At 58.6% G+C, this 25,792-nt stretch carries 22 protein-coding genes; 7 read left to right on the top strand and 15 right to left on the bottom strand.

Features of this window, described 5'->3' with window-relative positions; genetic code table 11:
• Positions 1-132: 132 nt before the first annotated feature.
• From GGD46_RS16980 to GGD46_RS16970, 3 genes are all read right to left on the bottom strand, one after another.
• A complete protein-coding gene (locus GGD46_RS16980; protein WP_184705919.1) occupies positions 133-1,674 on the bottom strand; it encodes an ABC transporter substrate-binding protein in 1,542 nt (513 codons plus the stop codon).
• Positions 1,675-1,796: 122 nt separating this feature from the next.
• Complete coding sequence (locus GGD46_RS16975; RefSeq protein WP_184705917.1) at positions 1,797-2,429, bottom strand: helix-turn-helix domain-containing protein; 633 nt, start codon at positions 2,427-2,429, stop codon at positions 1,797-1,799.
• A gap of 358 nt (positions 2,430-2,787) precedes the next feature.
• Positions 2,788-4,251, bottom strand: a complete 1,464-nt coding sequence (locus tag GGD46_RS16970) for a M81 family metallopeptidase (protein ID WP_184705915.1) — start codon at positions 4,249-4,251, stop codon at positions 2,788-2,790.
• A gap of 121 nt (positions 4,252-4,372) precedes the next feature.
• Here GGD46_RS16970 and GGD46_RS16965 point away from each other — a divergent pair, with 121 nt between their 5' ends.
• Both GGD46_RS16965 and GGD46_RS16960 read left to right on the top strand, forming a co-directional pair.
• Complete coding sequence (locus GGD46_RS16965; RefSeq protein WP_184705913.1) at positions 4,373-5,197, top strand: M55 family metallopeptidase; 825 nt, start codon at positions 4,373-4,375, stop codon at positions 5,195-5,197.
• Between the two features lie 22 nt (positions 5,198-5,219).
• Entirely contained in the window at positions 5,220-6,476 is a 1,257-nt protein-coding gene (locus GGD46_RS16960; protein ID WP_184705911.1) for an FAD-binding oxidoreductase, read from the top strand.
• Between the two features lie 59 nt (positions 6,477-6,535).
• Here GGD46_RS16960 and GGD46_RS16955 read toward each other — a convergent pair whose 3' ends face one another.
• The 4 genes from GGD46_RS16955 to GGD46_RS16940 form a co-directional block, all read right to left on the bottom strand.
• A complete protein-coding gene (locus tag GGD46_RS16955; protein WP_184705909.1) occupies positions 6,536-7,834 on the bottom strand; it encodes a HAMP domain-containing sensor histidine kinase in 1,299 nt (432 codons plus the stop codon).
• A gap of 65 nt (positions 7,835-7,899) precedes the next feature.
• Entirely contained in the window at positions 7,900-8,571 is a 672-nt protein-coding gene (locus GGD46_RS16950; protein ID WP_184705907.1) for a response regulator transcription factor, read from the bottom strand.
• Positions 8,572-8,987: 416 nt separating this feature from the next.
• The gene (locus GGD46_RS16945; RefSeq protein ID WP_246806350.1) at positions 8,988-9,953 is read right to left on the bottom strand and encodes a DUF3313 domain-containing protein; all 966 of its coding nucleotides are present in this window, start codon (positions 9,951-9,953) and stop codon (positions 8,988-8,990) included.
• Positions 9,954-10,562: 609 nt separating this feature from the next.
• Entirely contained in the window at positions 10,563-11,450 is an 888-nt protein-coding gene (locus tag GGD46_RS16940; protein ID WP_184705905.1) for a haloalkane dehalogenase, read from the bottom strand.
• A gap of 174 nt (positions 11,451-11,624) precedes the next feature.
• On the opposite strand from GGD46_RS16940, the gene GGD46_RS16935 reads away from it, so the two are divergent.
• The 4 genes from GGD46_RS16935 to GGD46_RS16920 all read left to right on the top strand — a co-directional run bounded on the left by GGD46_RS16935 (position 11,625) and on the right by GGD46_RS16920 (position 14,352).
• Entirely contained in the window at positions 11,625-12,242 is a 618-nt protein-coding gene (locus GGD46_RS16935) for a TetR/AcrR family transcriptional regulator (RefSeq protein WP_184705903.1), read from the top strand.
• A gap of 126 nt (positions 12,243-12,368) precedes the next feature.
• Complete coding sequence (locus GGD46_RS16930) at positions 12,369-13,079, top strand: gamma-glutamyl-gamma-aminobutyrate hydrolase family protein (RefSeq protein WP_184705901.1); 711 nt, start codon at positions 12,369-12,371, stop codon at positions 13,077-13,079.
• 156 nt (positions 13,080-13,235) lie between these two features.
• Complete coding sequence (locus GGD46_RS16925; protein WP_184705899.1) at positions 13,236-13,736, top strand: hypothetical protein; 501 nt, start codon at positions 13,236-13,238, stop codon at positions 13,734-13,736.
• 139 nt (positions 13,737-13,875) lie between these two features.
• On the top strand, positions 13,876-14,352 hold the full coding sequence (locus GGD46_RS16920) for a hypothetical protein (protein WP_184705897.1): 477 nt from the start codon (positions 13,876-13,878) through the stop codon (positions 14,350-14,352).
• A gap of 25 nt (positions 14,353-14,377) precedes the next feature.
• Here GGD46_RS16920 and GGD46_RS16915 read toward each other — a convergent pair whose 3' ends face one another.
• The gene (locus GGD46_RS16915) at positions 14,378-15,316 is read right to left on the bottom strand and encodes an MYG1 family protein (protein WP_184705895.1); all 939 of its coding nucleotides are present in this window, start codon (positions 15,314-15,316) and stop codon (positions 14,378-14,380) included.
• Positions 15,317-15,576: 260 nt separating this feature from the next.
• Here GGD46_RS16915 and GGD46_RS16910 point away from each other — a divergent pair, with 260 nt between their 5' ends.
• Positions 15,577-16,497, top strand: coding sequence for an alpha/beta hydrolase (locus GGD46_RS16910; RefSeq protein ID WP_184705893.1), 921 nt, complete (start codon positions 15,577-15,579; stop codon positions 16,495-16,497).
• Positions 16,498-16,507: 10 nt separating this feature from the next.
• Here the strand turns inward: GGD46_RS16910 and GGD46_RS16905 are convergent, their stop codons facing one another.
• The 7 genes from GGD46_RS16905 to GGD46_RS16875 all read right to left on the bottom strand — a co-directional run bounded on the left by GGD46_RS16905 (position 16,508) and on the right by GGD46_RS16875 (position 25,790).
• The gene (locus tag GGD46_RS16905; RefSeq protein WP_184705891.1) at positions 16,508-18,139 is read right to left on the bottom strand and encodes an ABC transporter ATP-binding protein; all 1,632 of its coding nucleotides are present in this window, start codon (positions 18,137-18,139) and stop codon (positions 16,508-16,510) included.
• Positions 18,132-18,959 (bottom strand): ABC transporter permease, encoded by an 828-nt coding sequence (locus GGD46_RS16900; RefSeq protein ID WP_184705889.1) that lies wholly within the window; start codon positions 18,957-18,959, stop codon positions 18,132-18,134. The genes GGD46_RS16905 and GGD46_RS16900 overlap by 8 nt, the downstream gene beginning before the upstream one ends.
• Positions 18,956-19,963: an ABC transporter permease gene (locus tag GGD46_RS16895; protein WP_184705887.1), complete on the bottom strand. Its 1,008-nt coding sequence runs from the start codon at positions 19,961-19,963 to the stop codon at positions 18,956-18,958. Before GGD46_RS16895 ends, GGD46_RS16900 begins: the two co-directional genes overlap by 4 nt.
• A gap of 96 nt (positions 19,964-20,059) precedes the next feature.
• Entirely contained in the window at positions 20,060-21,649 is a 1,590-nt protein-coding gene (locus GGD46_RS16890; protein WP_184705885.1) for an ABC transporter substrate-binding protein, read from the bottom strand.
• A 129-nt stretch (positions 21,650-21,778) separates the two neighbouring features.
• Positions 21,779-22,561, bottom strand: a complete 783-nt coding sequence (locus GGD46_RS16885; RefSeq protein WP_184705883.1) for a carnitinyl-CoA dehydratase — start codon at positions 22,559-22,561, stop codon at positions 21,779-21,781.
• A 6-nt stretch (positions 22,562-22,567) separates the two neighbouring features.
• Positions 22,568-24,625: an acetate--CoA ligase family protein gene (locus GGD46_RS16880; protein WP_184705882.1), complete on the bottom strand. Its 2,058-nt coding sequence runs from the start codon at positions 24,623-24,625 to the stop codon at positions 22,568-22,570.
• Between the two features lie 4 nt (positions 24,626-24,629).
• Positions 24,630-25,790, bottom strand: a complete 1,161-nt coding sequence (locus tag GGD46_RS16875) for an acyl-CoA dehydrogenase family protein (RefSeq protein ID WP_184705880.1) — start codon at positions 25,788-25,790, stop codon at positions 24,630-24,632.
• Positions 25,791-25,792: the final 2 nt, after the last annotated feature.

Genomic DNA, 25,792 nt, shown 5'->3' with positions numbered 1-25,792 from the left:
TCAGCCCTTTCGCCAGAATTATCCTGACCTTGAATGGGTGAGGAAATCCCGTCGCCTGAGTCTGATGCAGGAAACGAACGCGTTTCAGCTATCAGGGACACTCGGGCGACAGGATCGGTTTGAGCCGGCTCTTTACTGCGCCTTCGACATCGTTCCGAAATTATAGACCTGGATCAGCATCGGATTGTAAATATAGCCCTTTACTGCGGCACGACGGGCGAAGATGTCATTCTTCTCCATGATGTAGAGATAGGGCGCATCCTGTGCCGCGAGCTTCTGTGCTTCGGTGTAGAGCGACTTGCGCTTCCCCTCATCGACGATCGAGCCTGCCTCCTTCACCAACGCAGTCACCTGCTTGTTATTATAGAAGGAGCGGTTGCCTGGACCGCCCATTTTGTCAGCGTCGAACCAGTAGTTCATGAACATGTAAGGATCGGCAAAGTCGGGCGTCCAGGCGCCGGGCGCCATGTCGAACTTGCCGTTGGCGACCATCTCGCGCTTCGTTGTGTCGGCGACCGCCTGCAAGTCAAGCTTTATGCCAAGTTCGGCAAGGGAAGCCTGCAACGCAAGACCGATCGGCTCCCAAGCGGGATCGGCTTGTGAGAAGGTGTAGGTCAGGTGAATGTTGCTCTTGCCGGACTCCTTGAGCAGCGTCTTCGCCTTGTCTATGTCGTAGCTGTACTGAAAGCCCTGCGGATCATGCCCCCACATGCCGCTTGGTACAGCACCGCGCATCTGCTTGGCTTGCCCCAGCATGATGCCATCAATGATGCCCTGATAGTCGACGGTATAGGAGATCGCCTGGCGAACCTTGACGTCATCAAGCGGCGGCTGCCGATTGTTCATGTATATGTAATTCACATACATGCTGGGATTGCTCTCGACCACCACCGAACTATCTTTGCGCAAAGCATCCGCTTGGTCCGGCGGGATCTGTTCGATGATGTCAGCATCGCCGCTTGTCAACTGAAGGCGACGGGCCGATATGTCGCCGACTACTCGAATGACGACCTGATTGAGAGCAGGCTTTGTCCCGGCATAGTGCTCGTTGCGATCAAGGAAGACGCTCTGGTTCCGCTCCCATGACGAGATGCGATAGGGACCACTACCCGCCGTATGTTCGGCAAGCCAACCCTTTGCCAAGTCACCGTCCTTCTCATGCGCCATCACCTTCGGATTGATGATAGCGGCTCCCGCAACGGCAAGTGTCGAAATGAACGGCGCAAAGGGCGCGGTCAGATGAAACTTCACCGTCTGCGGATCGACGACTTCGACCTCTTTGAGGACGGGAAATGCGTCCGATGGACCGGCCTTCAATTTCATGAGCCGGTCAAAGCTGAATTTGACAGCGGCGGCATCGACGGGTGATCCGTCGTCGAATTTATGATCCCTGGCGAGTTTGAAGGTCCAGACGAGCCCAGCGTCGTCCGCCGTCCAGCTTTCCGCCAGTTCAGGCTTAACTTCCGTCGACGCGCCCTTATAGGCGATGAGCCGTTCATAGGCGGCATAAATCAGGGTGTAGCCGCTATTGCTGATCTCGATACCCGGATCGGCTGTCGGCGCATCCTCCGCTCGAGCAACAACCAATACATCTTGTGCCGCCATGACGGCGGATAAGGGCGTCGACGCCAAAAGCAATGCAAAGCCGACGGATTTCCACCTGGAACCGTTCATCTCGTTGTCCTCCCCAGAACTGCAGTTTGCGCCCTCCCGGCACTCACCGCTAGATCAGTCTAGGAAACGATTTTCCTAAGTGCAATATTTTTTCTTATCGTACGCGTCTTTTTTATTTCCACCTAGCTGGTTGCCTTCTGCGCCTGCGCTTTTGCAAGGGTGGAAACCAGCTCGGGTTCAGGCGTCGAGCAGACGCAGAGAATTTGCGCCGGCTCCTCGCTAACGCTCAAATAGGCATGGCCGGTCATAGCATCGAAATATGCGGAGTCACCCTTCTTGAGCCGCAGGGGCTCATAGATTTCGCTATGAAGCTCAAGCTCGCCTTCGAGAACGTAGAAGAACTCCTCACCCTTGTGCCGGATGAGCGGACCGAATTCCTGAAGGGTGCGGGCATGCGCGACCGCAACGATCGGCACCATCGCCTTCTTATAGATCTCGGTGCAGACATAGAGATAGTCATAGTTCTTCGTGATGATCGACCGGCCGTCTCCAGCCTTGGTATAGGTCCGGCGCCCCATCACATTTGCCGTGTCGTCGGCATTGGCCAGCGTGCCGAAAAGCTCGGCGATGTCGACCTTGATCCCCTGCGCAAGCTGGACGATCCGGTCATAGGTCAGTTGCATCTGGTTGTTCTCGACCTTGGAAAGCGTCGAGACCGCAAGCCCGGTCATGGAGCTCACCTCGGCAAGGGTCCAGTGATTGCGAGTGCGGATATCTTTTAAGATATCACCGAGGCTGGATTTCGTATCATTCATCGGTGGCGTCTCCAATTCGCCTGCAGCCATTCGCCCGCCGCTCCGCGCTGGTGTCCTGAACGGGGCAGAATTCGATTGGCATGATAGGAAAACTATTTTCTATGGATCGAGCCCGTAATCAACATTCCTCTGAAAAGCAATCCATGCCTGCCGATGAAACAGCGTCGACGCCCGCAAACTCCCAAGCGCTCAACAAGGATAGGCCGTCGGAAAATGAGGCGGAGAGTTTTGCGAAGGCAGAAAAGGCGCCCTTGGCGATCGAGGGCAGCGGGTAACATCCGCTCGAATTCGTTCGGATATTGGCCCGCGCCCGCCGGCTCGCCCTGCCTTCTTGTCGACCCACTCTCCAGATGGTGTTCTAGCCTTGATCCATCAGTGGGTGATCGACCTTGGGCCAATAAGGTTTCGCCAGCTTGGTGAATGGCAGCTCATCGAAGCGCGGCTGCAACGCACCGGGGGCGCCGACATAGAGGATCTCGCTCGCAATCGGCTCGAAGCCGGCACGGAAATGATTGCTCGATTTGACGACGACAATCTTCTTTGTCGCCAGATCGAGGCCAAGGGCCGTCATGCATTCCGGATGGAAGGTTTGCGTGCGCAGAGTATTCAGGACGATGTCGACGTTTCCCGCGCTGACCCAGACTGCATCGCCAATGCTGAGCGGCGTCGGACCAAAGCGTTGGGTTATGCCCGATGCGATGCGCCTGACCCGAACGGTGAGATCAAGCGGGTCGCCCGAAGCCTTGCCGACCTTGCCGCCAATTCTCAGATCGAGCTTGGCCCCTTCCCCTGCCTCGCGGCACATGCGCACGGCAATGGGATCCCAATAAAGACAGGACGCTACATCCTCGATGCCTCTCTCGATGATGCGGCGCAGGATGAAGGTCGAGTCGCCGGGCGCTCCGCCGCCGGCGTTGTCGGAGACATCGGCCAACACGACGGGACCGCTTCTTGCGGCAAGTGCCTGATCGAGCGCGACATCGATCGTCAGATAGTCGTGGCGCATCTCCTCGCGCGCATCGTAGATTTCCCGGCCGAATTTCTCGGCGATACGCGCCGCCATTTGCGGATCATTATCCGTCACGACAAGCATCTTGGCGCCGACATCGGCGACGTCGCCCCAGGGAAAGCCGTGGCCGAAGGAGACGGAGAGAACGCCGTCCTGGCCTTCGATGGCCTTCATGCGGTCGACAATTCCGCGCAATGGTGCCTTGTGCGGATGAAATGTGCTGACGAGACGGCAGTCGTAGACCGCCATGACCGGGCGAACCTCGCCAGCCAGCGTTCGTTCCATCAGCCGGAACAGCTGCTCGGCGACAATTTCGATGTCGGTGTGCGGATATTCCTTGTAGGCGGCGATCATACTCGCATTGGCGACCATGCGATCGGTGAGATGGCAATGCAGATCAAGCTCAGCGGCAATGGGAATGTCTGGGCCGACCACCTGACGCACATGCTCAAGCAAATCCCCTTCGACATCATCATAGCCATCGGCGACACAGGCACCGTGCAAGGCAAGCATGACGGCGTCGACGGGCATTGCCGCCTTAAGATCGTCGACGATGGTCTTGCGGAAGCTTTCATAGACCGCACGCGTTGTCTTGCCGCCGGGCTCGGCGACTGCGCATAGGCTTTCGATCACGGCCCAGCCGTTTTCGCGCGCCGCGTTACGCCAGACGAACATTTGCGAGGAACAGCAGTTCAGCGGCCTTTCGGTCGCATCGCCATAGGCGATCAAGTTCTCGCTAAAAGCCTCGAGCCCCGTCTGGATCGGGGAAAAAGTGTTGGTTTCGGTATCCAGTCCCGCGATGAACAGCTTCATTTCCGCCTCCTCCATGCAGAAAGATATTTTCTCATCATAGAAATCTGTTTATGGTCAGAAAGTCAAATCTATTATCCGTACCAACCAATATCCATGCTGGGGCGACGAGAGGGAGGAATCGATGCGTCTTTATATTTCCGCTGACATAGAAGGAATCGTTGGGGTGGTCAGCCGCGACCACCTAATGCCGGAAGGTTTCGAATACGAGAATGCGCGGCGCTGGATGACCGATACCGTGGTCAACGCCTGCGAAGCCGCGCATGAGGAAGGCGTGGAGGAGATTATTCTCAGCGATTCCCACGGAAATGGCGAGAGCATCCTGATCGACCGCCTGCCGGACTATGTCCAGATCGTGCGCAGCTGGCCGCGTCCCTTGATGATGATGCAGGGCGTGGAACTGGGCTCCTTCGTCGGCGCAATGCTTCTCGGTTATCACGCCGGTGCCAGCCATCTGGGTGGCGTATTGTCCCATACGATCGGCGGCACCGCTTTTGCCGAAGTACGAATCAACGGCATCATCATGCCGGAGGCCGGCATCAACGCCGCCATCGCCGGGCACTTCGATGTCCCGATACTGCTCGCCTCCGGCGACAATGTGGCGCTGGCTGAAATTACCGAGCGCATCGGAGATATCGTGACCGTGCCGGTGAAGACGGTTTACAGCACGCAGTCGGCGATCACCCTGACACCGAACGTCGCGCATCGTCGTATCCGAGAAGGTGTCAAGACGGCACTGGCGAGAGCAAGCTCGGCCCGCCCTTTCAAGATCGAAGAGCCGATCTTGGAGATCGTGTTCCGCAATCGCCTTCCCGCTGAATATCTCTCCTATCTGAAGGGTGTCGAACGCATCGATGGTTACACCATCCGCTACCTGGGTGACGATATGATCGACGTCTCCCGCTTCATCCAGTTTGTGGTCGGATATAATTCGCGCCTGACTTTCTGACTGCTCTAGACGGAAATGAAACATGACTGACACACTCGTTCTCGGCGCCGGCATGGTCGGCGTCTCAACCGCACTTGCCCTGCAGGAGAGCGGACACCAGGTCGTTCTCCTGGACCGCAAGGCGCCGGGCCGCGAAACCAGTTATGGCAATGCCGGCTTTATTCAGACCGAGGCGGTTGAGCCTTACCCCTTCCCGCGTTCATTGCGCGAGATCCTCTCGGTCGTCTTCAAGCGCGGCAACGATGTCGATTGGCGGATGCGCGATATCCCGCAATTGGCATGGCCCCTATGGCGCTATTTCTCGCAATCCGCGCCTGCCCCTTATGCCAGCACCGTCGCCGCCTACTCAAAGCTGATCCTGCGCGCTAGCGAAGATCACGCCCGATTTATCGGCCCCGCTGGCGCAGATGACCTGATCGTCCGGCAGGGATGGCGCGCAGTCTATCGCACGCAAGCGAAATTCGAGGCGGCGGCTGCAAGGGCGGAACGGTTGAAACAGTCCTTTGGCGTGCCCTCGAACATTTATGGAGCTGATGAACTTTCAGCAGATGAGCCGGCGTTGCGCCGCAGGCTTGCCGGCAGCGTTCACTGGACTTCGCCCTGGACCTGCCGCAATCCAGGCGAACTGGTTGCTCGCTATGCCGCGCTCTTCGTTGCAAGGGGCGGCACGCTTATCAGCGCCGACGCCATGAGTTTGCAGCAATCCGGCGCTGGCTGGCGTGTTCAGTCCGAGGATGGTGCGCTCGTCGCGCAAAATGCCGTCGTTGCCCTCGGACCATGGTCGCCGGCACTTCTCAAGACATTCGGCTATCGTATCCCGATGGTGTTCAAGCGCGGCTATCACCGGCATTTCGCGGGAAAGGACGGCCCACGTATTTCGACGCTGGATATTGAAAACTCCACCGTCATCGCGCCGATGAACCGGGGCTGGCGTGTTCTAACCGGCGCCCATATGGCACCACCGGGCACCGCACCGGCTGCACGTCAGATAAGGCGCTCGGTCGATGCCGCCCATGAGCTCTTCGCGCTCGGAGAACCTATCGAGGACACCCCGTGGTCGGGATACCGCCCTTGCATGCCCGACATGCTGCCCGTCGCCGGGCCAAGCCGCCACAAAGGCCTTTGGTTCCACTTTGGTCATGGCCATCAGGGCTTCACGCTCGGCCCGACAACAGCCTTCCTTTTGGCCGAGCAAATGAACGGCGTAAGTACCAACCCGCTTGCACTGCCATTGTTACCAGCTGCCAGAGATTGGGCACGCGGCCAGATGAGGACATAACCAATCGGCGCAGTCTTCAGAGCTGGACGACAATTGCCGCCGTCCGGCTCGCTCTCGTGTCAGTGCGCCGGAAAGGTCAGGCATACGGTCAGCCCGCCGCCTGCCGTTTCATCGAGAACAACGGACCCGCCGTGAGCGCGTATGACCTGAGCCACAATCGCCAATCCCATTCCCGACCCTTCAGATGCGGCTTTTGCGCCGCGAACAAAGGGGTGGAGCACCGTCTCCCGCTCCTCGACCAGAATTCCCGGGCCGTGGTCGATGATCTTCAGCTGACGGGACGCGAGCACCTCGACCACGATCGTCTGGGCACCTTGTGCGTGCCGCAGGGAATTGGAAATCAAGTTGTCCAGCGCAACACGAATAGCTGCCTCCGAACCCGAGATTCCGACGGTCGCTTGCGGAGCGCGCAGTTCGATCTCGAGCCCTTGCCTGATTGCTCTCGGCACATGATCGGCAACGACCAAACGGGTGACTGCAGTCAGGTCAACGGCTGAGAAAGCCAGGGACTGGCCGGAGAGGCGAGCGAGCTGAAGCGATGTCGTTACGATGGCCGCAAGACGCGTCGCGTCACGGATCAACATCTCCCTGACCTCGACATCCGTCACCAGATCCAGCTTGATACGCAGTTTGGTCAGTGGCGTCCTTAACTCGTGCGATGCGCTTGCAAGGAAATTTCGCTGTGCCTCGAAAGCGTGATCGATCCTCGTCAAGGCAGTATTGAACGCTGCCACCATCGGCCTGAGTTCAGTCGGCGTATCTCGATCGGAAATTCTGCGGCCATTGGGAAGACCGTCAATCTGCTCGGCCGAGTCGACGACCCGCCTTACCGGCGTTGCGATAGTGTGCCGGAGGATCACGGCTGCGATCGTCACAGTCGTCACCAATACGAGGCCCAGGAGATGGTAGAGGCCCTGTGGCCAGACGGCCCATAACGTCACAAATATGGTCTGGGTATCGGAAAACGAAATACCGCCGAGGGCAATCACGACCTTTGGATTGCTATCATCCACCAATCTGAGGCCAAGAAAACGCTCCCCGTCCGAGGTATAATAGAACTCGGAAGCAAAGATTTCCGATGGCGCCGCCTTTATGATCTGCCCGACGGAAGATGGTACAGTTCCATGCGAGACGGTCTGCTCTCCGTCGTTGACAAAATACCAGAAAGACGGCTCCGCCTCGGCAAAACCCATGATCGTCGCGGGGATGCCCGTTTGCTGTAGCGCGAGCTTCCCGCTGCTGTCGTAGGTCATGCCAGACTGGATGAGCTTGCCCACCGTGTCGGCATTCATCCGCTGTTTGGATTTTGTATTCGTGCTGAGAAAGACACCCAATGTCAAAACAGTACTCAGCACCATGACGCAAGCCATTGCGACTATCAGCAGGCTCGCCACCGGAAATGCAATAGAGCGGGACCGCCACCTCATTCCTGTACCAGCATGTAACCGATGCCACGGATGGTACGAATGTTCACGTCACAATTGGCTTCGCGCAATCGTCGACGCAGGCGTGAGACATGAGACTCGATGACATTAGACTCGATTTCGTCGTCGAGACTATAGGCAGATGCCTCCAGCGTATCACGCTGAACCACACGCCCGGCCCTGCGCATCAACGCTTCCAGAATGCCCAGTTCTCGTCGTGGGATGTTCAGCACTGTTTCTCCAATCATGGCCGAGCGATGGTTGAGATCGAAGGCCAAATTTCCGAACTGCGTGCAACCCGTCTCGTCGAGATTATAGCGTCGCAGGACAGCCCTAGCGCGCGCGACAAGCTCCATCGGCTCGAATGGTTTGCCGATATATTCGTCCGCTCCCTTGTCCAGCGCGGCCACAATGTCGATGGGGTCGTCCAGTGCCGTCAGTATCAGCGTTGCCGGACGCGGGCGTAGCTGGCGCAAGACCGACAACAGGGAAAGACCGTCACCGTCGGGAAGGTGACGGTCGATGATGACAAGATCGAACTTGAACGCAAGGAGTGCAGCCTCTGCTTCGCCAATGGTCGCGAACGTGTCCGTCACCCCGATCGAGCTTTCCATCATCGCCTTTAGGGACGTGGCGAGTTCGAGATCATCTTCAACGATCAAAATGTGCATGTCTTGCCTGAACTAGAGCGTGAATATGTGGGCGCCGCAGAATTCGATCTCCGATATCGAAACGTCCGAGCCGCTCTCGCAGCGTGATACGGCAAATATGCGACACCGAAGCACGTGAGCCGGTTATCCGGCTGACGTCTCCTTAATAATCATAGTTTGGAGCTTCAATCGATCTTTCCATCCGACGCTCACGATACTCACGACGCGCAAGGTCGATGCGCTGCCTGCAAACGGCAAACTCCGTGGTGCCGTGTTCAAAGCCATAATTCGAGCAACGGTCGCTATCTTCGGCGGACTGGCAGCCCGCCAACAGGAGGGAAAGGACAACGGCAAAACAATATCGCATGATGATACCTCGGGATGTTCATTTTCGTTCAGTGCTTGTGGGCAAATGTTGCCCGAACATTACAGTAGCCTTACGGGTTGAGAGCACTTGATGTCTGGCGACGTTCTCCATTTACCGGCGCTGCGAGCTTCACTGAAGGCGAAGTTTGCGCTGGAAAACTGGACGCGCGAGCCCCCTTGTCCGTCCAGGACGGCGGGGCGCCGAAGGAAGCGCCGAGAGCGCCAATGACGCCTGGAGACCGGCCGAAGCTCTCGCACAGCGGCGAGCCTGGCTTGCCGCCGAGTCCCGTGCGAATTTCATAGAAGGACGGGAGCCGAATATTCAGGCCACCTGGCTCTTTGCCGGCAATGATCATTCTGGAAAACTCGCTTCCGAAGGCCGCCGCCAAGTCGTAGGCGTCCCCAACTTTGGATATGCGAGCCTTGTTCGTAATGGAATTTGCCCCTCGGGACCAAAGGATGGCAGCGCGCTGAACGCCTGCGCCATCAAGCGCTTCTGCCTCCACGGCCAATCCGCCAAGTCCCAGGGGAAGGCGTGGAATCTGCACGGGCAGAGCGATCGAACTGCCGATCGAGATTGCCGTTGCTGCGCCGGCAACCGTTGGCTGGGTGGGAACTATGTCGGTAATCACGGCCTTTACCGTCAGATCAGGAGAGCCGCCGATTGGAACGATCTGGTATTTCTCGCTCATGGCAAAGCAGATGGCGCGATCGATCGAGTTCGAGACCAGCAACCTGTCCTTTGGGTTTGGAATTCTGCTGCCGGCCGCAAGCGTCAGTGTCGTTGGCCAGATCGCGACCTTTTTTACGTCCTTCAGTTTGTCCTTGTCCAAAAAGACCCTGGACTTCGAGAATTTACCCTTTGGCGCGCCAAGATTGCTGTAGGACGAGAGCATCCCTCCTTCCGTAAGCGGAACCGAACTGCAGCCGCTTGTAACGGCCAGGATGAAGCAGACCACCCACACAGCCCAACAGGCGACCATTGCCCGCACGCCAGCTATCGACGTCGACCAGATCGACAATGCAATCGGATGCATACAATACAACTCCTTTTTGAAAGCTGCATCCGATTGCGATCCAACCCTTGTGATAACCTTACGGCATATCGGCTCGAGAGATTGATTGCCGGCAGAATCTCATTTCAAGATTAGTATGGCGACGGGTCCGCCCAACAGCGCGCCAAGGATAACGGCAGACAGAAAATATCGCATGAGAAGACGAAAGATGAATTCGAGGTAATTCATTCTGTGATGCCTACTACTTTGCGATGGTTGATGCTCAAGCGACATCAGTTGGATCATGTCTCCGATCAATCGAAGGATCAGAAGATCCAGTCTCGCCTCCTGGCCGACACATCCAGGCACCATCATCAGTGAGCAATCCTTCAGTGTTGACACCGACAGTCGCTAGGTTTCCAATATTACCGCAGTGTTACGTGCGATCCGGACCGTGAACCGAGATCGGTAGGTTGAGTGGCTGGCAAGGCATTTGAACAATTGAGGGCCGTCGAGGCCAAAGCGAGGCCAGCGAGCACGATGTGATTCATGATCATAACGCCATTGCCTCCCTCCCCTCTCGCCTGACGGCGAAGGGGAAGGGCAATTCGTGCAGTTCAAACAAAGAATGGAGTGGAGTGAGCGACAGCCTTAGCGTTGCACGGCACCCTCCAGCAGGCGCCGAACACCTGCCGCGATGGCCTTCGGATGATCCTCCTGGAGATAGTGCGTGCCGGCTCCGAGCGGAACGACTTCGCAATTGTTGAGCGTTGAAGCAAATTTTCTCGCGAACTCCAGAGAAACCAAAGCTCCAGGCTCCCCTACGAACAGCACCTTGGGATAGGTGCTGTCTCGCAGAGCGTCATGGGCGGCACTTAGAAGCGCCCACACGTCGCCGGGCTGGCCGGCTATTGGCAGCTGATTTGGAAAACGCCACACAGGACGCCGCGTTTCAGGCGTCGGGAACGGCGCGCGATAGACGGACATTTCCTCGTCGGTGAGATGCCGCTTGACCGAACCCGGAAGAACACGCTCCACAAAGATATTGTCTTCCAGTATGAGTTTCTCGCCAATTCCAGGCGTACGGAACTTTTGAAACAGCTCCCGCGCCGCTGGCACCTGATGGAACTCGTCCCAGCTTTCCATCGGCCGAATGAACTCCATGAAGGCAAGACCACGTACGAATTGCGGCAGGCGCGCAGCCCGTTCGAAGGCAAATGCTGTGCCCCAGTCCTGAGCGACGATGAAAGCCGAAGGTATTTGCAGGGCATCTATGAACGCGTCGAGATAGCGGATGTGATCGACGAAGCGATATTCGATGTCTGGCTTGCCCGATTGCCCCAGGCCGATGAGATCAGGAGCGACGCAGCGGGCATGCGGCGAAACATCGGCGATGATGTCCCGCCATATATAGGAGGAGGTCGGGTTCCCATGCAGGAAAAGAACGACCGGTGCGTCCTTCGGGCCCACGTCTCGATAGGCCATATAGGAATTCAGCACTTCCACACGAGGTAGTTGGGAATCGGATGCCATCAGCATATCCTTTTTAATATGGACGTCCGTATTAACATAGGACGCGTTGCGTGCTTTGCGTGGCTTGCCCGTCACTTGATGAGCAAGACGGCGAATAACGGGGAAATGATGAGCATTCTCGCGGGAAGTTTCCTTCCTTCGCCTCTTGATTAATAATACAGACGTACGTATTGTCAAGGCATGCCAAAGCCATCGAACAAAAACGACATTGTTGCCGCCGGCCTGAGGGTCATGTTCCGCAAGGGATATAATGGAGCCGGAGTAAGGGACGTGGTCGCCGAAGCGGGCGTGCCCCAAGGCTCCTTCACCAACCACTTCCGTTCCAAGGAGGCTTTCGCCGCCGAAGTTCTCGACCATTATTTTGCCCATACCCGCGAGCTTGTCGGGCAAGCATTGAATGATCGCTCCCTCGGACCTCGCGAGCGGCTGCTGCGCTATCTTGATATCATTACCAAGCGTCTTGCCGACGACGACTATCTTCGCGGTTGTCTGATCGGCGACTTCAGTATCGAGGTTTCGCAGACGAGCGAGTTGCTGCGCGAACGGCTCGTGGCGATCTACCAGGAATGGCGCAAACCGTTCGAACGATGCATCACAAAGGCCCAGCAAGCGGGTGAAATCAGCACGCGGTTTTCGGCAAACGATCTGGCGGATTTCCTGCTTGTCTCCTGGGAAGGTGCCATTTTACGGATGAAAGTGGATCGAAACGCAGAAGCGCTGGACCGCTTCAAGAGGATTGCGTTTGCAACGGTTTTCACCGCCGAGCCTCCCTTTGGACCGCAGCAGAGCGGATCCTGACCGCAAGCGGCGACACAGATCAGACCCAGAGAGACAACGCCGCCGCATCTCGACTGGCCGCTTACCTCCGACTATGTTCCTGCCAGTCAGTGCGTCGCAACCCTTAGAGCCAAAAGGCCTCATCATATGCGCCAGCCCCGCATCGCCATTATCCTTGACGAGAACACAAGCACAGGTGGGACGCGCTATGAAGCAGCCAAGGGATATTTTCGCGGCGTGCGCGATGCAGGAGGTCTCCCCTTTGGTATTCCATACATACCTGAAATCATCGACATTGCTTTGAATGAGTTCGACGGCTTTGTGTCCGTCGGCGGACGGTTTGCCTTTCCGGACGACTGGTACATTGAAGGAGAAATCTCTCGGGCACCGCCATCGGAGCGTCTTGAAGTCGAACGAGCAATCATGGAGGGCTATCTTCAAAGGGATAAGCCCATTCTCGGCATCTGTTCGGGCATGCAGATGCTCGCATGTTTGAACGGCTGTCGCCTCACGCCTGATCTCAACACAACCTTTCCCTCGGCAGGGGAACACGACAAACGGGATCATCTTCATTCGATCGAAATTCTTCCAGGATCGCGTCTGGCGAAAATCATCGGCAGATCGCGCATCGACGTGAACACATTCCATCGCGAGGCTGTCGCTCAGGTTTCGCCGGCTGTTCTTGCGAGTGCTTTGGCAGACGATGGCATCGTCGAAGCGATCGAGGTCACCTCCGCCTCCTTCGCCATCGGCTTCCAATGGCATCAAGAACAGCATGCAGGAACGGATCATCCGGGAAACGCCGTTTTTCGGAGCTTCGTGCAAGCGGCCGCCGGCACCGCGACATCCGTTCGTTAGAACCGCTCAGGTTTGAAGGTCGGTCTATGCCTTCCGGTGGAAAGCTTGTGCCAGCAACCTTCCAATTGCCGTTCAGGCGTGAATTCAGATAGTTCTACCCCGCCGTCAACCTCAGGACGATCGAGACGGCCGTATTCCCGCAGGCAGGTGATTGATATGAAAATGCGTTTGTCGTTGCTTTCGGCGTCGTGCTTTGTCCTATTCGGGCTGCTTGGAACGAACGTCTTTGCTCAAGCTACGTCGGAACAGATTTGGCTGGAGGATCCAGCGAGCCACTGCAAATTCGTCGCTCCAGCTTCCCTCGCAAGCGGGCCGACGTTCTGGGTCGGCGACTGCCCGGATGGCAAAGCCTCCGGAACCGGAATGCTGCGCCGCCGGGACGGCAACCGTGTCGGGGTGGCCTTCCTTGGGAAAATGAAGGACGGAATCCCCGAGATTGGCGTCGTCGACCTCGGAGATGGATATAGGGCCGGCAAGTTCGAGAGCGGTGACATTGGTGGCCAATCAGACTTGGACCCACAGATTCGCATCGATTCCTTTCGTGCGGCGGCCGAAGCGGCCCGGCTCGTGAGTGTCAGATACAAGACGGAGCACAAGGATGCTTCCGTGCAGTTCTATCAGACGCTCGCCAAAACGCTCGAAGCTCAACTCGAATAGGCGGTGGCGAATTTCCTTCCGGCTCGGCGTCGCCCCACCGGGGGAATGCATAGGCGGTACGTGCCTTCGATCAACAATTATCCAACGCCTGACCGCCATGACTGGGCCAGGCTAGCACTACAAGCGAGGAGAAACGGAGATGCTGGCACGCATAGTCGTCAGTTTATGTTTGGTATCAACTTCCGCTCTGGCCGCTGATAACAAGACCTATCGAAACTCCCGATTTGACTATTCCATTGATCTCCCGACGGAATTCAAGACGGTGTCGGTCGCCGACAACGGCGATGGCATGAGCCTTCAGTCGGCCGACGGTGCGGCCAAGCTCCTGGTCTGGGGAAACTACATCATGGACGGGAATTTCGGGGACGAGAGCAATAGCCGCCGCAAATTCTACATCGAGGACGGCTGGCAGATATCCTATCAAAAGCAGACGGCGTCATGGGCGAGCTTTTCCGGCGCGAAGGAAAATCGCATCCTGTATGTCAGAGAGATTGCGCTCTGCGATAGCGCGGTCGGCAATTTCTCGCTTGAATATCCCAGCAGTGATCAGCAGCGATACGCTGCTGTGGTCGAAAAGCTCGTGAAGAGTCTGGCGGCCGCGAAACCCTGCGAGTAAACTGCGCGGCCGCTGCCAGCCGGCTTTAAAGCCGGCTTTTCGCCGAGGAAATCGCCTCGGTCACTGCGAGCTCCGCCATGGCAAGTGCCGCCTCGCGGGTTTTGGCAGCGGCAATGAAACGACCATTGTGACAGAAGGTTGCTCCCTCGATGCCGCAGGCCATCTCCAGATCGCGATCGGTCAGTCCAGCCCAGGCTGCCGGCAGATCGGCTCGCAGAGCAAACCCGTCTTCCGCCCGGCGGATACCGGTCAGGCACCAATCCTTCTCGCGTGGATGAACGACGAACAGCAGGTGATCGGCGCCTGCCTTAACGATTGCGGGACGGAACGGCATTCCCATCGGAAGTTCCAGAACCCGCCCCTCGCCCGTCCTTACGATTGCCTGGTGGACGATCGCCTCGGCGCGCAATTTTGCGGCACTCTGTCCGATCCTCGCCTCGACGAAACTACGAGCGATCGAAAGCGCATGGTGGAACCCTCGATCGTCAGCTTCGGGGTCGGTTTCGTCGAAAACAGGTTTCAGAGTTTCGAGGAGCGCTGGCAGCGTCAGTGAGGCCAGTGGCCCCGCAGCCGAGGGGCTGAGCGCACCGTTATCCACCAGATCGATTGGCAGCACAAAGCTCGCATCGAAGGAGGCGTGAACCGTGTCGACATGCGCCTCTGGAAGACCCAAGGCCATGAGGTAATCGCGACCATAGTGCTTCCAGATCAATCCGAACGAACTGAAAGGCTGACCGTCGTCGCGCAACGGCGCGCCACGCTGATGGTGATCGAAGATCCGTGCTGCGGCGTCATATTTGCCTCCGACATCATAGACGATGCGGTCTGAACCAGGTGTGATCCACTCTGGCATCCTGCTGCGAACGACGCGGGCCTGCGGGAAAAGCCTGGTCAGGATGACGCTGGACATGAGTTCATCGGCATGGAATCCACCCGAATGAGTGACGAGAAAATCTGGAATCATGCCGGCATGCACCTTGTCGTTAGTGAAACGCCCTCCTGTGGGGCTGGCACCAGATAGCCGCTGCCGGCTGGTATCTCAACCCGCCATTTCCGACTTGGCGCAATCGGTCGGGAAAAATCCCCAAAGCTCCCCTTCAGGAAAGCAGTGATGACGCAGTTCACGGGAGTGTCGCGAGCGTGACGATGACGGCCGTAGGGAGATAAGTGGAAGATTGCCTGATGTGCTATGACATCGTGCAATTCAGGAACAGAGATTTACCGATGAGTTCTCCGCAGCGTCCAATGCCGACTGAAGCAGCCATCTTGAGTTTCCTGGATATTTGCGATTCCTTCTACCCTCCAGATGCGGTGACGGCGTCCATTGCCCAGCAACGCCAATGGTATGACGCGCTTTGTGCTCGTTTTGATCAGCCTTTGCCTCAGGGTATGGCCACGATTGACGCTTTCATTGCCGGGGCAATTCCGGTTCGTCACTATCGGCCGGCCAACATCCGCACAACGACGAGCCTGCTTTATCTGCATGGCGGCGGTTTCGTGGTCGGCTCGCTCCAGAGCCATCACGCCATCTGCGCCGAGATTGCCGATCGTGTCGGAGCTCACCTGGTTTCGGTCGATTATCGTCTCGCCCCGGAGCATCGATGGCCAGCGCAGGCGGACGATTGTCTCGCCGTCCTGAAGCAGTTGCTTGCCGAAGAAAAGTCCGTCGTGCTGATTGGCGACAGCGCAGGCGGCAATCTGGCGGCCGGACTGGCGATCAGGGCGCGGACCGAAGGGCTTTCGGGTATTGTCGGGCAGATCCTGATCTATCCCGCACTGGGCGGCGATCTCGTCTCCGGCTCCTACCTGGAGATGAGCGATGCTCCGGGACTGACGACTGCCGATGTTGCCTATTACCGCAACATCCTGCAGGCGCCGTCAGGCGATCCTGTAGCCGAGCCGCTTGCATTGGCATCGCTTGCCGGTCTCCCACCAACCTTCATTACGGTGGCGCATTTCGATCCGCTGCGCGACGATGGTCGCCTTTATGCCGCCCGACTGGCACAGGCGGGTGTCGAAGTCTGGTTCCGAGAAGAACCCCAGATGGTGCATGCATGGCTGCGGGCAAGACACATGAGCGATGGAGCTTGCGCCGGCTTTGCAGCCATATGCGCCGCAGCCAGTCGCTTCGTCGGATCGACCTGAGAACGCCGTTTCAGTTTCCGGCGCTCTCCATCCTTCGGGTCGTCAGAACTCGTTCCAGCCAACCGATCTCCATCTCGGGCACCGACTTCAGCAACAGGTCGGTATAGTCGTCGAATGGTGGCGAGAGCGCTTGCGACTTCGGACCGAAGCGAACCAGCTTGCCACGATGCATGACAGCAACGCTATCGGCGATCGCCCGCACGATCGCGATATCGTGGGTGATGAAGACATAGGAAAGATGAGCTTCTTCCTGCAGCCTGAGCAACAGCTTCAGAATGCCCTCCGCGACGAGCGGGTCGAGCGCCGATGTCGGCTCGTCACACAGAATAAGTTCAGGCTTGGCCGCAAGCGCACGGGCGATCGCAACGCGTTGTTTCTGACCACCGGAGAGCTCGGCCGGGTAGCGGTCGATAAAACCATTGCCCATCTCGATTTGATCCAACAGCTCCTTCACCCGCGCGGTCTTGGCCGCACCGTGCAGGCCGTCATAAAAAGTCAGCGGGCGCCCGATGATATCGCGCACCGTCTGGCGCGGATTCATGGCCGTATCGGCCATCTGGTAGATCAGCTGGATGCGGCGCAGCTCCTCGCGCGAGCGGTTCTTCAACGCCGGTGTCAGCGGCTTGCCGTCGAATATGATCCGCCCTTCGCTTGGCGGCAAAAGGCCGGTTATGACACGAGCAAGCGTCGACTTGCCAGAGCCGGACTCGCCGACAACAGCCAAGGTCTGACCTTTTGGCACATGTAGCGAAACATTGTGCAAAACCTTGAAACCATTGGAATATTGCGCGCTGATATTCTCCACTCTCAACAACGCGCTTGACTGGTCGACAGCCTCTGCCCGCGCCTCCTGCCGGACGTTGACGAGCGCTCGGGTATAATCCTGCCGCGGCGCCTCGATGATCTGCTGGACGCTGCCATATTCTACCATCTTGCCATGTCGCAACACCATGATGTCGTCGGAAATCTGGGCGACGACGGCAAGATCATGCGTGATGTAGAGCGCTGCGGTATGCGTCTCCTCGATCGCGTGCTTGATTGCCGCCAGCACATCGATCTGCGTCGTCACGTCAAGCGCGGTCGTCGGCTCGTCGAAAACGATCAGTTCGGGATTGGAGCAGAGCGCCATGGCGGTCATGGCGCGCTGCAACTGACCACCCGAGACCTGATGCGGATAGCGCTCGCCGAATGTTTCCGGATTGGGCAGGCCAAGGACCCTGAAGAGATAGAGCGCTCGCTTCCTGGCCTCTTCCTTCGTCATCAGACCGTGCTTGACGGTCGCTTCAATCACCTGGGCACCCAGCCGATGCGCCGGATTGAAGGCGGCGGCGGCCGATTGGGCGACATAGCAAACCCGCGCGCCGCGGATCCTGCGGATGCCGGATTTGCCGAGCGGTAGGATGTCCCTGCCGTCGAGCAGCACCTGGCCGCCGGTAATCTCGGCGCCGCCGCGGCCATAGGCCAGTGCAGAAAGGCCAATAGTCGACTTGCCGGCTCCGGACTCGCCGATCAGCCCGAGCACCTTGCCCCTCTCAAGATCGAAGGAGACACCATCGACGATGGAGACGCGTTTCGGCGGTTCGCCGGGCGGATAGCTGGTTGCCTCGATCTTCAGATCGCGTACGGAAAGAAGCTCAGGCATCGCCACGCCCTCCCTTGAGGCTGGAGGTGCGCCTTAAGAGCCAGTCGACCACCAGATTGACACAGATTGCCAGAGCCGCGATGGCGGAACCCGGCACGAGGGCGGCGGAAATGCCGAAGATGATCCCATCCTTGTTGTCCTTGACCATGCCGCCCCAGTCAGCCGCCGGAGGCTGGATGCCGAGACCAAGGAAGGACAAAGTCGAGAGGAACAGGATCGAGAAGGCGAAACGCAGCCCGAACTCCGCCAGCAACGGCGATAGCGTGTTGGGCAGGATTTCGCGAAAGATGATCCAGAGCCTGCCTTCGCCGCGCAGCTTGGCTGCTTCCACAAATTCCATGACCGCAACGTCGAGCGCCACGGCACGGCCGAGGCGATAGACGCGGGTGGAATCGAGAATGGCCATGACGAGGATCAGCACGATCAGGTTCTGCGGCAGGACGGCGAGCACGACGAGTGCGAAGATCAAGGTCGGGATCGACATCATCAGGTCGTTGAAGCGCGAGAAGATCGTGTCAATCAAGCCGCGCGAGACGGCGGCGGTGAAGCTCAGGATGATGCCGAGCGAGAAGGAAATGATCGTTGCCCCCAGCGCGACGAAGAGCGTCGTGCGGGTGCCGTAGATCAGACGCGACAGGATATCGCGGCCGAGATTGTCGAGGCCGAAGAAATATTGTGCATCGGCGGGCTGCCAGACATTGCCGACGACTTCCGTCTCGCCGTAAGGCGCGATCCAGGGGGCAAAGATCGCGCAGACGAAGGCAATCAGAATGCCTGCCATGCCGACCCAGGCGGTGATGGGAATATCTCTCAATCTCATCGCGGATGCCTCAGGCGCGGATTGGCAATGATGGCGAGAATGTCGGCTGTCATGTTGAGGAAGATATAGACGGCCGCAAAGATCAGGCCGCAGGCCTGTACCACGGGCATGTCACGAACCGTCACCGCATCGACCATGTATTGGCCCATGCCGGGATAGACGAAGACGACTTCGACAACGACAACACCGACGATCAGATAGGCAAGGTTCAGCGCGATGACGTTGATGATCGGCGCCAGCGCATTGGGCGCTGCATGCTTGACGATAGCGCGGAAGGCCGAAAGCCCCTTCAGCTCGGCGGTCTCCATGTAAGCCGACGACATGACCGACAAGATGGCCGCCCGGGTCATGCGCATCATATGCGCAAGCACGACCAGAACGAGGGTTGTCGTTGGCAGGGCGATTGCATTTAGTCGATCGATAAAGCCCATGCCGTCAAAGACAGTCGCAGGAAAGGTCGCGACTCCGAACTTCACGGAAAAGAACATGATGAGGAGATAACCGATGAAGAATTCCGGCAGCGAGATCGCCGCCAGCGATATGACGTTGATGATCTTGTCCGGCATTCGGTTTCGGAAATGGACGGCGAGCATGCCCAGACAAACCGCCAGCGGCACCGAGATCAAGGCGGCAAAACCGGCCAGGAACAGGGAATTGCCGAGGCGCTTGCCGATCTGCTCGCTAACCGAGTTCTTGCTCGCCCATGAGGTGCCGAAATCCCCCTTGACGGCATTGCCGAGCCATTGAACGTAGCGGGTGGCGACAGGTCGGTTGAGACCGAGTTCCTCGCGGATATTGGCGACCGCCTGCGGTGTTGCCGACTGGCCGAGATAGGTGGTGGCGAAATCGCCCGGCAACGCTTCGAGCCCGCCGAAAATCAGGATGGAAACGGCGAACAAAAGAACGATGCTGAGCACGCAACGCTCGATGATGAGGGACAGCAGCGGGAAACGCTGCTTGAACCTCAGCCCGGGCAAAACGCTTCCGGGGGGCAGATTGGACATGGCCGATGCCTCGCGCTTAAACGTCGGGAGGACCGCGAAAATCATCCGCGGTCCCGGCTTCCTCAAGGATGAGGGCTTATTCGCCCGGTTTGGGCATCAGGCATCCAGCCAGACGCGGGTCGCGACGTAGCCGTTCGACATGTCGTTGCCGATGTCATGAACATAGCCCTTCACCTTTTTGGTGGAGGCATTCACGAAATCGTTGAACATCGGCAGGATGACGCCGCCTTCGTCGCGCACCATCATCGCCATGGCGCGATAGAGCTCCTTGCGCTTGGCTTCGTCCAGTTCGGAACGGGCCTGAAGCAGAAGCTTGTCGAAGTCGGGACGCTTGAAGCGCGTGTCGTTCCAGTCCGCCGTCGAAAGATAGGCGGTGGAATACATCTGGTCCTGTGTCGGCCGTCCGCCCCAATAGGAGGTGGAGAAGGGTTGGACGTTCCAGACGTTGGTCCAGTAGCCGTCGCCCGGTTCGCGCTTGACCTCGATGGTGATGCCGGCCTTCTTGCAGCTTTCCTGATAAAGGACGGCGGCGTCGACGGCACCGGGGAACGCGACTTCTGACGTGCGCAAGAGGACTGAGCCGCTATGACCGGACTTCTTGTAGTGGAAGGAAGCCTTGTCGGGATCGTAAGCACGCTGTTCGATCCCTTCGGGGAAGAGGGCGTAGGTGCTGTTGATCGGGAAATCATTGCCGACCTTGCCGTAGCCGCCGAGGATCTTCTTGACCATGGTCTCACGATCCATGGCGTATTTGAGAGCCAGGCGCAGGTCGTTATTGTCGAAGGGCGCCTTGTCGCAATGCATGATGAAGACATAGTGGCCACGGCCGGCGGTCGACAGGATCTCCACGGTCGGTGCACGCTTCAGAAGATCCACGGTCTTCGGGTCGACGCGGTTGATATAATGGACCTGACCGGACGAAAGTGCGGCGATGCGCGCCGTCGCATCGTTCATCGTGATGATCTCGACGCTATCGACAAAGCCGCGGTCGGTGCGCCAGTCGTCCTTGTTGCGCTCGAAGGTGGCGCGCACGCCCGGCTCGAAACTGACCATCTTGTAGGGACCGGTGCCGATCGATGCAAGCGGATCGTCATTGCCGCCATTCGGCTGGATGACGAGGTGATAGTCGGTCAACAGCAACGGCATGTCGGCGTTGCCTTCAGTCAGCGTCAGGACGAGATTGTCGCCATCGGCCTTAATGTCCTTGATCGACTTCATGACACCGAGTGCGCCCGATTCCGATTTCGCATCGGTATGGCGCTTGAGCGTGGCAACGACGTCGTCGATCGTCAGCTCCTTGCCATTGTGGAACTTCACGCCCTTGCGGATCTTGAAGGTCCAGGTGGCGGCATCCTTTGACGGCTCCCAGGATTCGGCAAGCGAGGGAACGGCAGCACCCGTCAATGGATGCGATTCCACCAGCATGTCGCCCCAGCAACGGCCGATGCAGAACATGACCTGAGACAGGAATTTCGCCGGATCCTTGGAATCGGTTGCGGCACCGCCTTCAAGGCCGAGCTTCAGATGACCGCCGCGCTTCGGTTCGGCTGCCATTGCACTTTCGGTAAAGAGCTTGTCGGCGAGTGCTAAAGTCACACCGGCTGCCATTGCACGTCCCATGAATTCGCGGCGGTTGAGGCCACCGGACGTGACGCGATTTGCCAAATACTTCGTATAGTCGTTCATTCCCCTGTTCCTTCTTTTTGTCGTGTTGACAGAATTCTCGAACAGCGAGCCTCAGGAAACGGTTTCCTCTTCCGCCTGACGCCTGATGTCCGTGACCATGTGGGAAAAATGCTGCGGTTGCCGCCGCCCCTATTTTCCTTTCCAGATTGGGGCTCGCTTCTCGGCGAAAGCCCGGGCACCTTCCAATTGATCCTCGCTCGAATAGAGGATGTCGACGGTCGCAAACTGCCGTTTGGTGATCTTGTTCATGGCAGTCTGAAATGTCGTTCCCTCTGCTTCGCGGACGATTTCCTTTATGGCTGCGTAGACGAGCGGTGGCCCGCTTGCGAGCAGGCGCGCCAGCTCCCACGCCCTGTCCATCAGCCTGTCGGCGACGACGATCTCGTTGACGAAGCCCCAGCGGTGCGCCTCTTCAACGTTGAGCCACCGGCCGGTCAGCAACATGTCCATCGCGATGTGATACGGAATGCGTTTCGGCAATTTGATCGATGCAGCATCGGCAACCGTGCCCGAGCGGATTTCCGGCAGTGCAAAGGTCGCATGGGGGGCGGCTATGATCAGATCTGCCGAAAGTGCGATCTCCAGGCCACCGCCGCAACAGATGCCGTTGACAGCGCAAATAACCGGTTTGTTCAGGTCGCGCAGCTCCTGCAGACCGCCGAAACCACCGACACCATAGTCGCCATCCACGGCATCCCCAGCCGCTGCGGCTTTCAAATCCCAGCCGGCGGAAAAGAACTTCTCGCCAGCGCCGGTGACAATCGCGACCCGCAGATCGGGATTGTCGCGAAAATCGCGAAAAATCAGTCCCATCTTGCGGCTGGTTTCCAGATCGATGGCATTCGCCTTCGGCCGGTCAACGACAACTTCGAGGATGCCATCATCGCATCGGGTTCGAATGGGGTCCTGCAACTTCTGCTACCTCCTTCGCCGAATGAGGGCATCCGCAGCGACGACGCCACCGGATCCAGCCAAAACCATCAAGGGATTAATGTCCAGTTCCTCGAGCCGCGCAGCGTTCTTTACGACATATTCTGCCGCCGATACGACGGCATCGGCGACGATTTCGAGGCTGCTGTTTGAATGGCCGCGATAACCTTCGATCAGCTTGCGGACTTTGAGCCGCGAAATCCGGTCCAACACCTCGGCTTTCGTGACCGGAAGCGTCAAAACGACAGAATCCTCAAGCAATTCCACGAGAATTCCGCCCGCACCGACCGTCAGGGTCAGCCCGACGACGGGATCTCGGACTGCGCCGACGATCAACTCCGCAAGAGGGCGATCGACCATGCGTTCAACGAGAAATCCCAGCGCCACATGGCTCATTCCTTCCGCCGCATCTTTGACGGCATTTCTATCCCATAGGTTGAGTTTGACCGCACCGACATCGGACTTGTGTTCGACGCCGAGCGCCTTGAGTGCGACAGGGAAGCCGAGCTCATCTGCGCGATCGGCCGCCTCGCTTGGCGTGGCCGCGGTCTTGCCGAGGGGCACGGCAAGGCCTGCTGCGGCAAGCGCAACCTTCGCGGCAGCTTCGCTCAGGGTCTCGATTTCTCCGGCATCGGCTTGCGCATCGAGGAGCGGCAAGGGTTGCGGTCTTTTCCAGGCATCGGCGATGCCGCTCGCAATCTCGGCAGCAGCCAAAGCCTCGCTGATGCCGCAAAGCGGCACGATGCCGGTTTCGATCAATTGCCGGGCGATGGCTTCCGGCATGTTTTCCGGCAGCGTTGCCAAGATGGCGGCACGGGCACCCGCCTGTCTTGCAGCCGCGGTAACGGCCGAGACTGTGATCATCCAGTCTGCGCCATCGCAGCGGTCCTCGCGTGGAAAGTCGAGCACGAGTAGATTGAGGGCGTAGCCGCCGGCGAACATGGCGCTGAAGGCCTTCGTCTGGCGCTCCAAGTCGCCCCAGACGAAGGTATGATAGTCGAGCGGGTTTGAGAGCGTCACCATCTGCCCGAGGCTCGCGCGCAAAGCTGGCAGCTGTTCAGCCTTCAAGGCGCGGAACTCGACATTGCGGCCGACGGCTGCATCGGCCATCAGCGATGCTTCGCCGCCAGAACAGCTCATCGAAGAGATCGCATTGCTGTCGAGCGGACCTGCGACATGCAGGAGTTTCAGCGTTTCGATGAGTTCCGCAAGCGTTGAGACGCGACCAATGCCAAGACGATCAAGAACGGCGTCGGCAACCGCATCGCTGCCGGCGAGCGAGGCCGTGTGCGAGACGGTGGCACGCTGGGCCTGTTCGGATTTGCCGACTTTCAGCGCGACGACGGGCTTCTTCAACTCCCTCGCACGCATCGCAAGCGCTTCAAGCGCCCTGATATCGCCGAAGCCTTCGATATGCAGGCCGACGGCGGTGACACGAGGATCCGCGAGAACGGCCTGGGCAAGATCCGACAATCCGGTCTGCGCCTGATTGCCTGCCGTCATCAGATAGCTGATGGGCAGGCCGCGTCTTTGCATGCTCAGATTGATGGCGATATTGGAAGATTGCGTGAGGATGGCAACACCGCGCTCGCTTCGTATTATGCCATGCTGATCTGGCCAGAGCAGCGCGCCGTCGAGCCCGTTGATCATGCCGTAGCAGTTCGGCCCGACAATCGGCATGGCACCGGCTGCTTCGACCAGAGCCCGCTGCAGATCCGCGCCATCCGCCAGTTCCGCAACCGCCTCGCTGAAGCCCGAAGCATAACAGACCGCGCCGCCCGCTCCTCTTACGGAAAGCTCGCGCACGATATCGACGGTAAGCGCCCGATTGACGCCGACAAAGGCGGCATCCGGCGCACGGGGCAGTTCGGCGACAGACCGATAGCACCGGCGACCGAGGACGCTGTCCAGTGTCGGATGCACCGGCCAGATCTCGCCGGAAAACCCCAGAAGATCGCATTGCTCGATCACGCGCCGGGCTTCGCGACCGCCGAAGACGGCGATTGTTCTCGGTCTAATGAGGCGATCGAGCGAGCGCTGCGTCATGGGCTCATGCTCCGAACGGCCGAAGCAGATCGCGGCTGATAATATGCCGCTGTATCTCGGAGGTGCCGTCCCATATGCGCTCGACGCGGGCGTCGCGCCAGAAGCGGGCGAGCGGCAAGTCATCCATCAGACCCATGCCGCCGAAGATCTGGATTGCCTCGTCGGTGACGCGGGCAAGCATTTCCGAGCCATAAAGCTTGGCCGACGCAATCTCGCGATTGGCGGGGACGCCGGCGTCGAGCTTCCAGGCGGCAGACAGCGTAAGCAAGTCCGCCGCGTCGATTTCGGTGATCATATCGGCAAGCTTGAAGGAGACGCCCTGGTTGGCGCCGATCGGCTTGCCAAATTGCTTGCGCTCGGCGGCATAGGGCAGAGCCAGATCGAAAACGCGACGCGCCCGGCCGACGCACGTGGCGGCAACAGTCAGGCGCGTCCCGTAGAGCCACTGATTGGCAAGATCGAAGCCGCGATGCAGCTCGCCGAGTACCTGCGACTTCGGCAGGCGGCAGTCGGTGAAGTTCAGGATGCAGTTGTGATAGCCGCGATGGGAAACCGAGTCATAGCCTTTGAGGATCTCGAAGCCTGGCGTACCGCGATCGACGAGGAAAGCGGTTATCTTCTTCTTGACGCCCCGATGCGTGTCCTCTTCGCCGGTTGCTGCAAAGACGATGACGAAATCGGCGACATCGGCGTGCGAGATGAAGTGCTTCGCGCCGTTGAGCACGAAATCATCGCCATCCTGCTTGGCTGCGCATTTCATACCGCGCATGTCGGAACCGGCGTCCGGTTCGGTGATGGCAAGCGCATCGACGCGCTCGCCGCGCACCGCCGGCAGGAGATAGCGCTCGCGCTGCTCGCCTTCACAGGCCATCAGAATGCCGGAGGGGCGGCCGAAGAACACCGTCAGCGCCATCGAGCCACGGCCGAGTTCACGCTCGACAAGCGTGAAGGTCAGGTGATCGAGGCCGGCGCCGCCGATTTCCTCGGGAAAGCCGCAGGCATAGAAGCCCAGTTCGATGCATTTGCGCTTGATATCCTGGCCAAGATCGGGCGGCACCATGCCGGTGCGTTCGACTTCGTTTTCGTGCGGATAGATCTCCGTCTCGACGAAGTCCCTGACCGTCTGGACGATCATCTCCTGCTCTTCGCTGAGTCCGAAATTCACGA

It is taken from the genome of Martinezella lusitana (genome assembly GCF_014207095.1).
Lineage (GTDB): Bacteria > Pseudomonadota > Alphaproteobacteria > Rhizobiales > Rhizobiaceae > Rhizobium > Rhizobium lusitanum_B.
The sequence above is the reverse complement of the archived record's forward strand: the minus strand, read 5'-3'. Positions and strand labels throughout refer to the sequence as shown.

What these genes read in the sequence shown, in the direction of transcription:
- GGD46_RS16895 (WP_184705887.1), bottom strand. Translation starts at nt 19,963, where the DNA reads ATGTCCAATCTGCCCCCCGGAAGCGTTTTGCCCGGGCTGAGGTTCAAG.
- GGD46_RS16925 (WP_184705899.1), top strand. Translation starts at nt 13,236, where the DNA reads ATGAAAATGCGTTTGTCGTTGCTTTCGGCGTCGTGCTTTGTCCTATTC.
- GGD46_RS16915 (WP_184705895.1), bottom strand. Translation starts at nt 15,316, where the DNA reads ATGATTCCAGATTTTCTCGTCACTCATTCGGGTGGATTCCATGCCGAT.
- GGD46_RS16880 (WP_184705882.1), bottom strand. Translation starts at nt 24,625, where the DNA reads ATGACGCAGCGCTCGCTCGATCGCCTCATTAGACCGAGAACAATCGCC.
- GGD46_RS16930 (WP_184705901.1), top strand. Translation starts at nt 12,369, where the DNA reads ATGCGCCAGCCCCGCATCGCCATTATCCTTGACGAGAACACAAGCACA.
- GGD46_RS16900 (WP_184705889.1), bottom strand. Translation starts at nt 18,959, where the DNA reads ATGAGATTGAGAGATATTCCCATCACCGCCTGGGTCGGCATGGCAGGC.
- GGD46_RS16970 (WP_184705915.1), bottom strand. Translation starts at nt 4,251, where the DNA reads ATGAAGCTGTTCATCGCGGGACTGGATACCGAAACCAACACTTTTTCC.
- GGD46_RS16950 (WP_184705907.1), bottom strand. Translation starts at nt 8,571, where the DNA reads ATGCACATTTTGATCGTTGAAGATGATCTCGAACTCGCCACGTCCCTA.
- GGD46_RS16940 (WP_184705905.1), bottom strand. Translation starts at nt 11,450, where the DNA reads ATGCTGATGGCATCCGATTCCCAACTACCTCGTGTGGAAGTGCTGAAT.
- GGD46_RS16890 (WP_184705885.1), bottom strand. Translation starts at nt 21,649, where the DNA reads ATGAACGACTATACGAAGTATTTGGCAAATCGCGTCACGTCCGGTGGC.
- GGD46_RS16975 (WP_184705917.1), bottom strand. Translation starts at nt 2,429, where the DNA reads ATGAATGATACGAAATCCAGCCTCGGTGATATCTTAAAAGATATCCGC.
- GGD46_RS16980 (WP_184705919.1), bottom strand. Translation starts at nt 1,674, where the DNA reads ATGAACGGTTCCAGGTGGAAATCCGTCGGCTTTGCATTGCTTTTGGCG.
- GGD46_RS16965 (WP_184705913.1), top strand. Translation starts at nt 4,373, where the DNA reads ATGCGTCTTTATATTTCCGCTGACATAGAAGGAATCGTTGGGGTGGTC.
- GGD46_RS16920 (WP_184705897.1), top strand. Translation starts at nt 13,876, where the DNA reads ATGCTGGCACGCATAGTCGTCAGTTTATGTTTGGTATCAACTTCCGCT.
- GGD46_RS16960 (WP_184705911.1), top strand. Translation starts at nt 5,220, where the DNA reads ATGACTGACACACTCGTTCTCGGCGCCGGCATGGTCGGCGTCTCAACC.
- GGD46_RS16905 (WP_184705891.1), bottom strand. Translation starts at nt 18,139, where the DNA reads ATGCCTGAGCTTCTTTCCGTACGCGATCTGAAGATCGAGGCAACCAGC.
- GGD46_RS16935 (WP_184705903.1), top strand. Translation starts at nt 11,625, where the DNA reads ATGCCAAAGCCATCGAACAAAAACGACATTGTTGCCGCCGGCCTGAGG.
- GGD46_RS16955 (WP_184705909.1), bottom strand. Translation starts at nt 7,834, where the DNA reads ATGGTGCTGAGTACTGTTTTGACATTGGGTGTCTTTCTCAGCACGAAT.
- GGD46_RS16910 (WP_184705893.1), top strand. Translation starts at nt 15,577, where the DNA reads ATGAGTTCTCCGCAGCGTCCAATGCCGACTGAAGCAGCCATCTTGAGT.
- GGD46_RS16945 (WP_246806350.1), bottom strand. Translation starts at nt 9,953, where the DNA reads ATGCATCCGATTGCATTGTCGATCTGGTCGACGTCGATAGCTGGCGTG.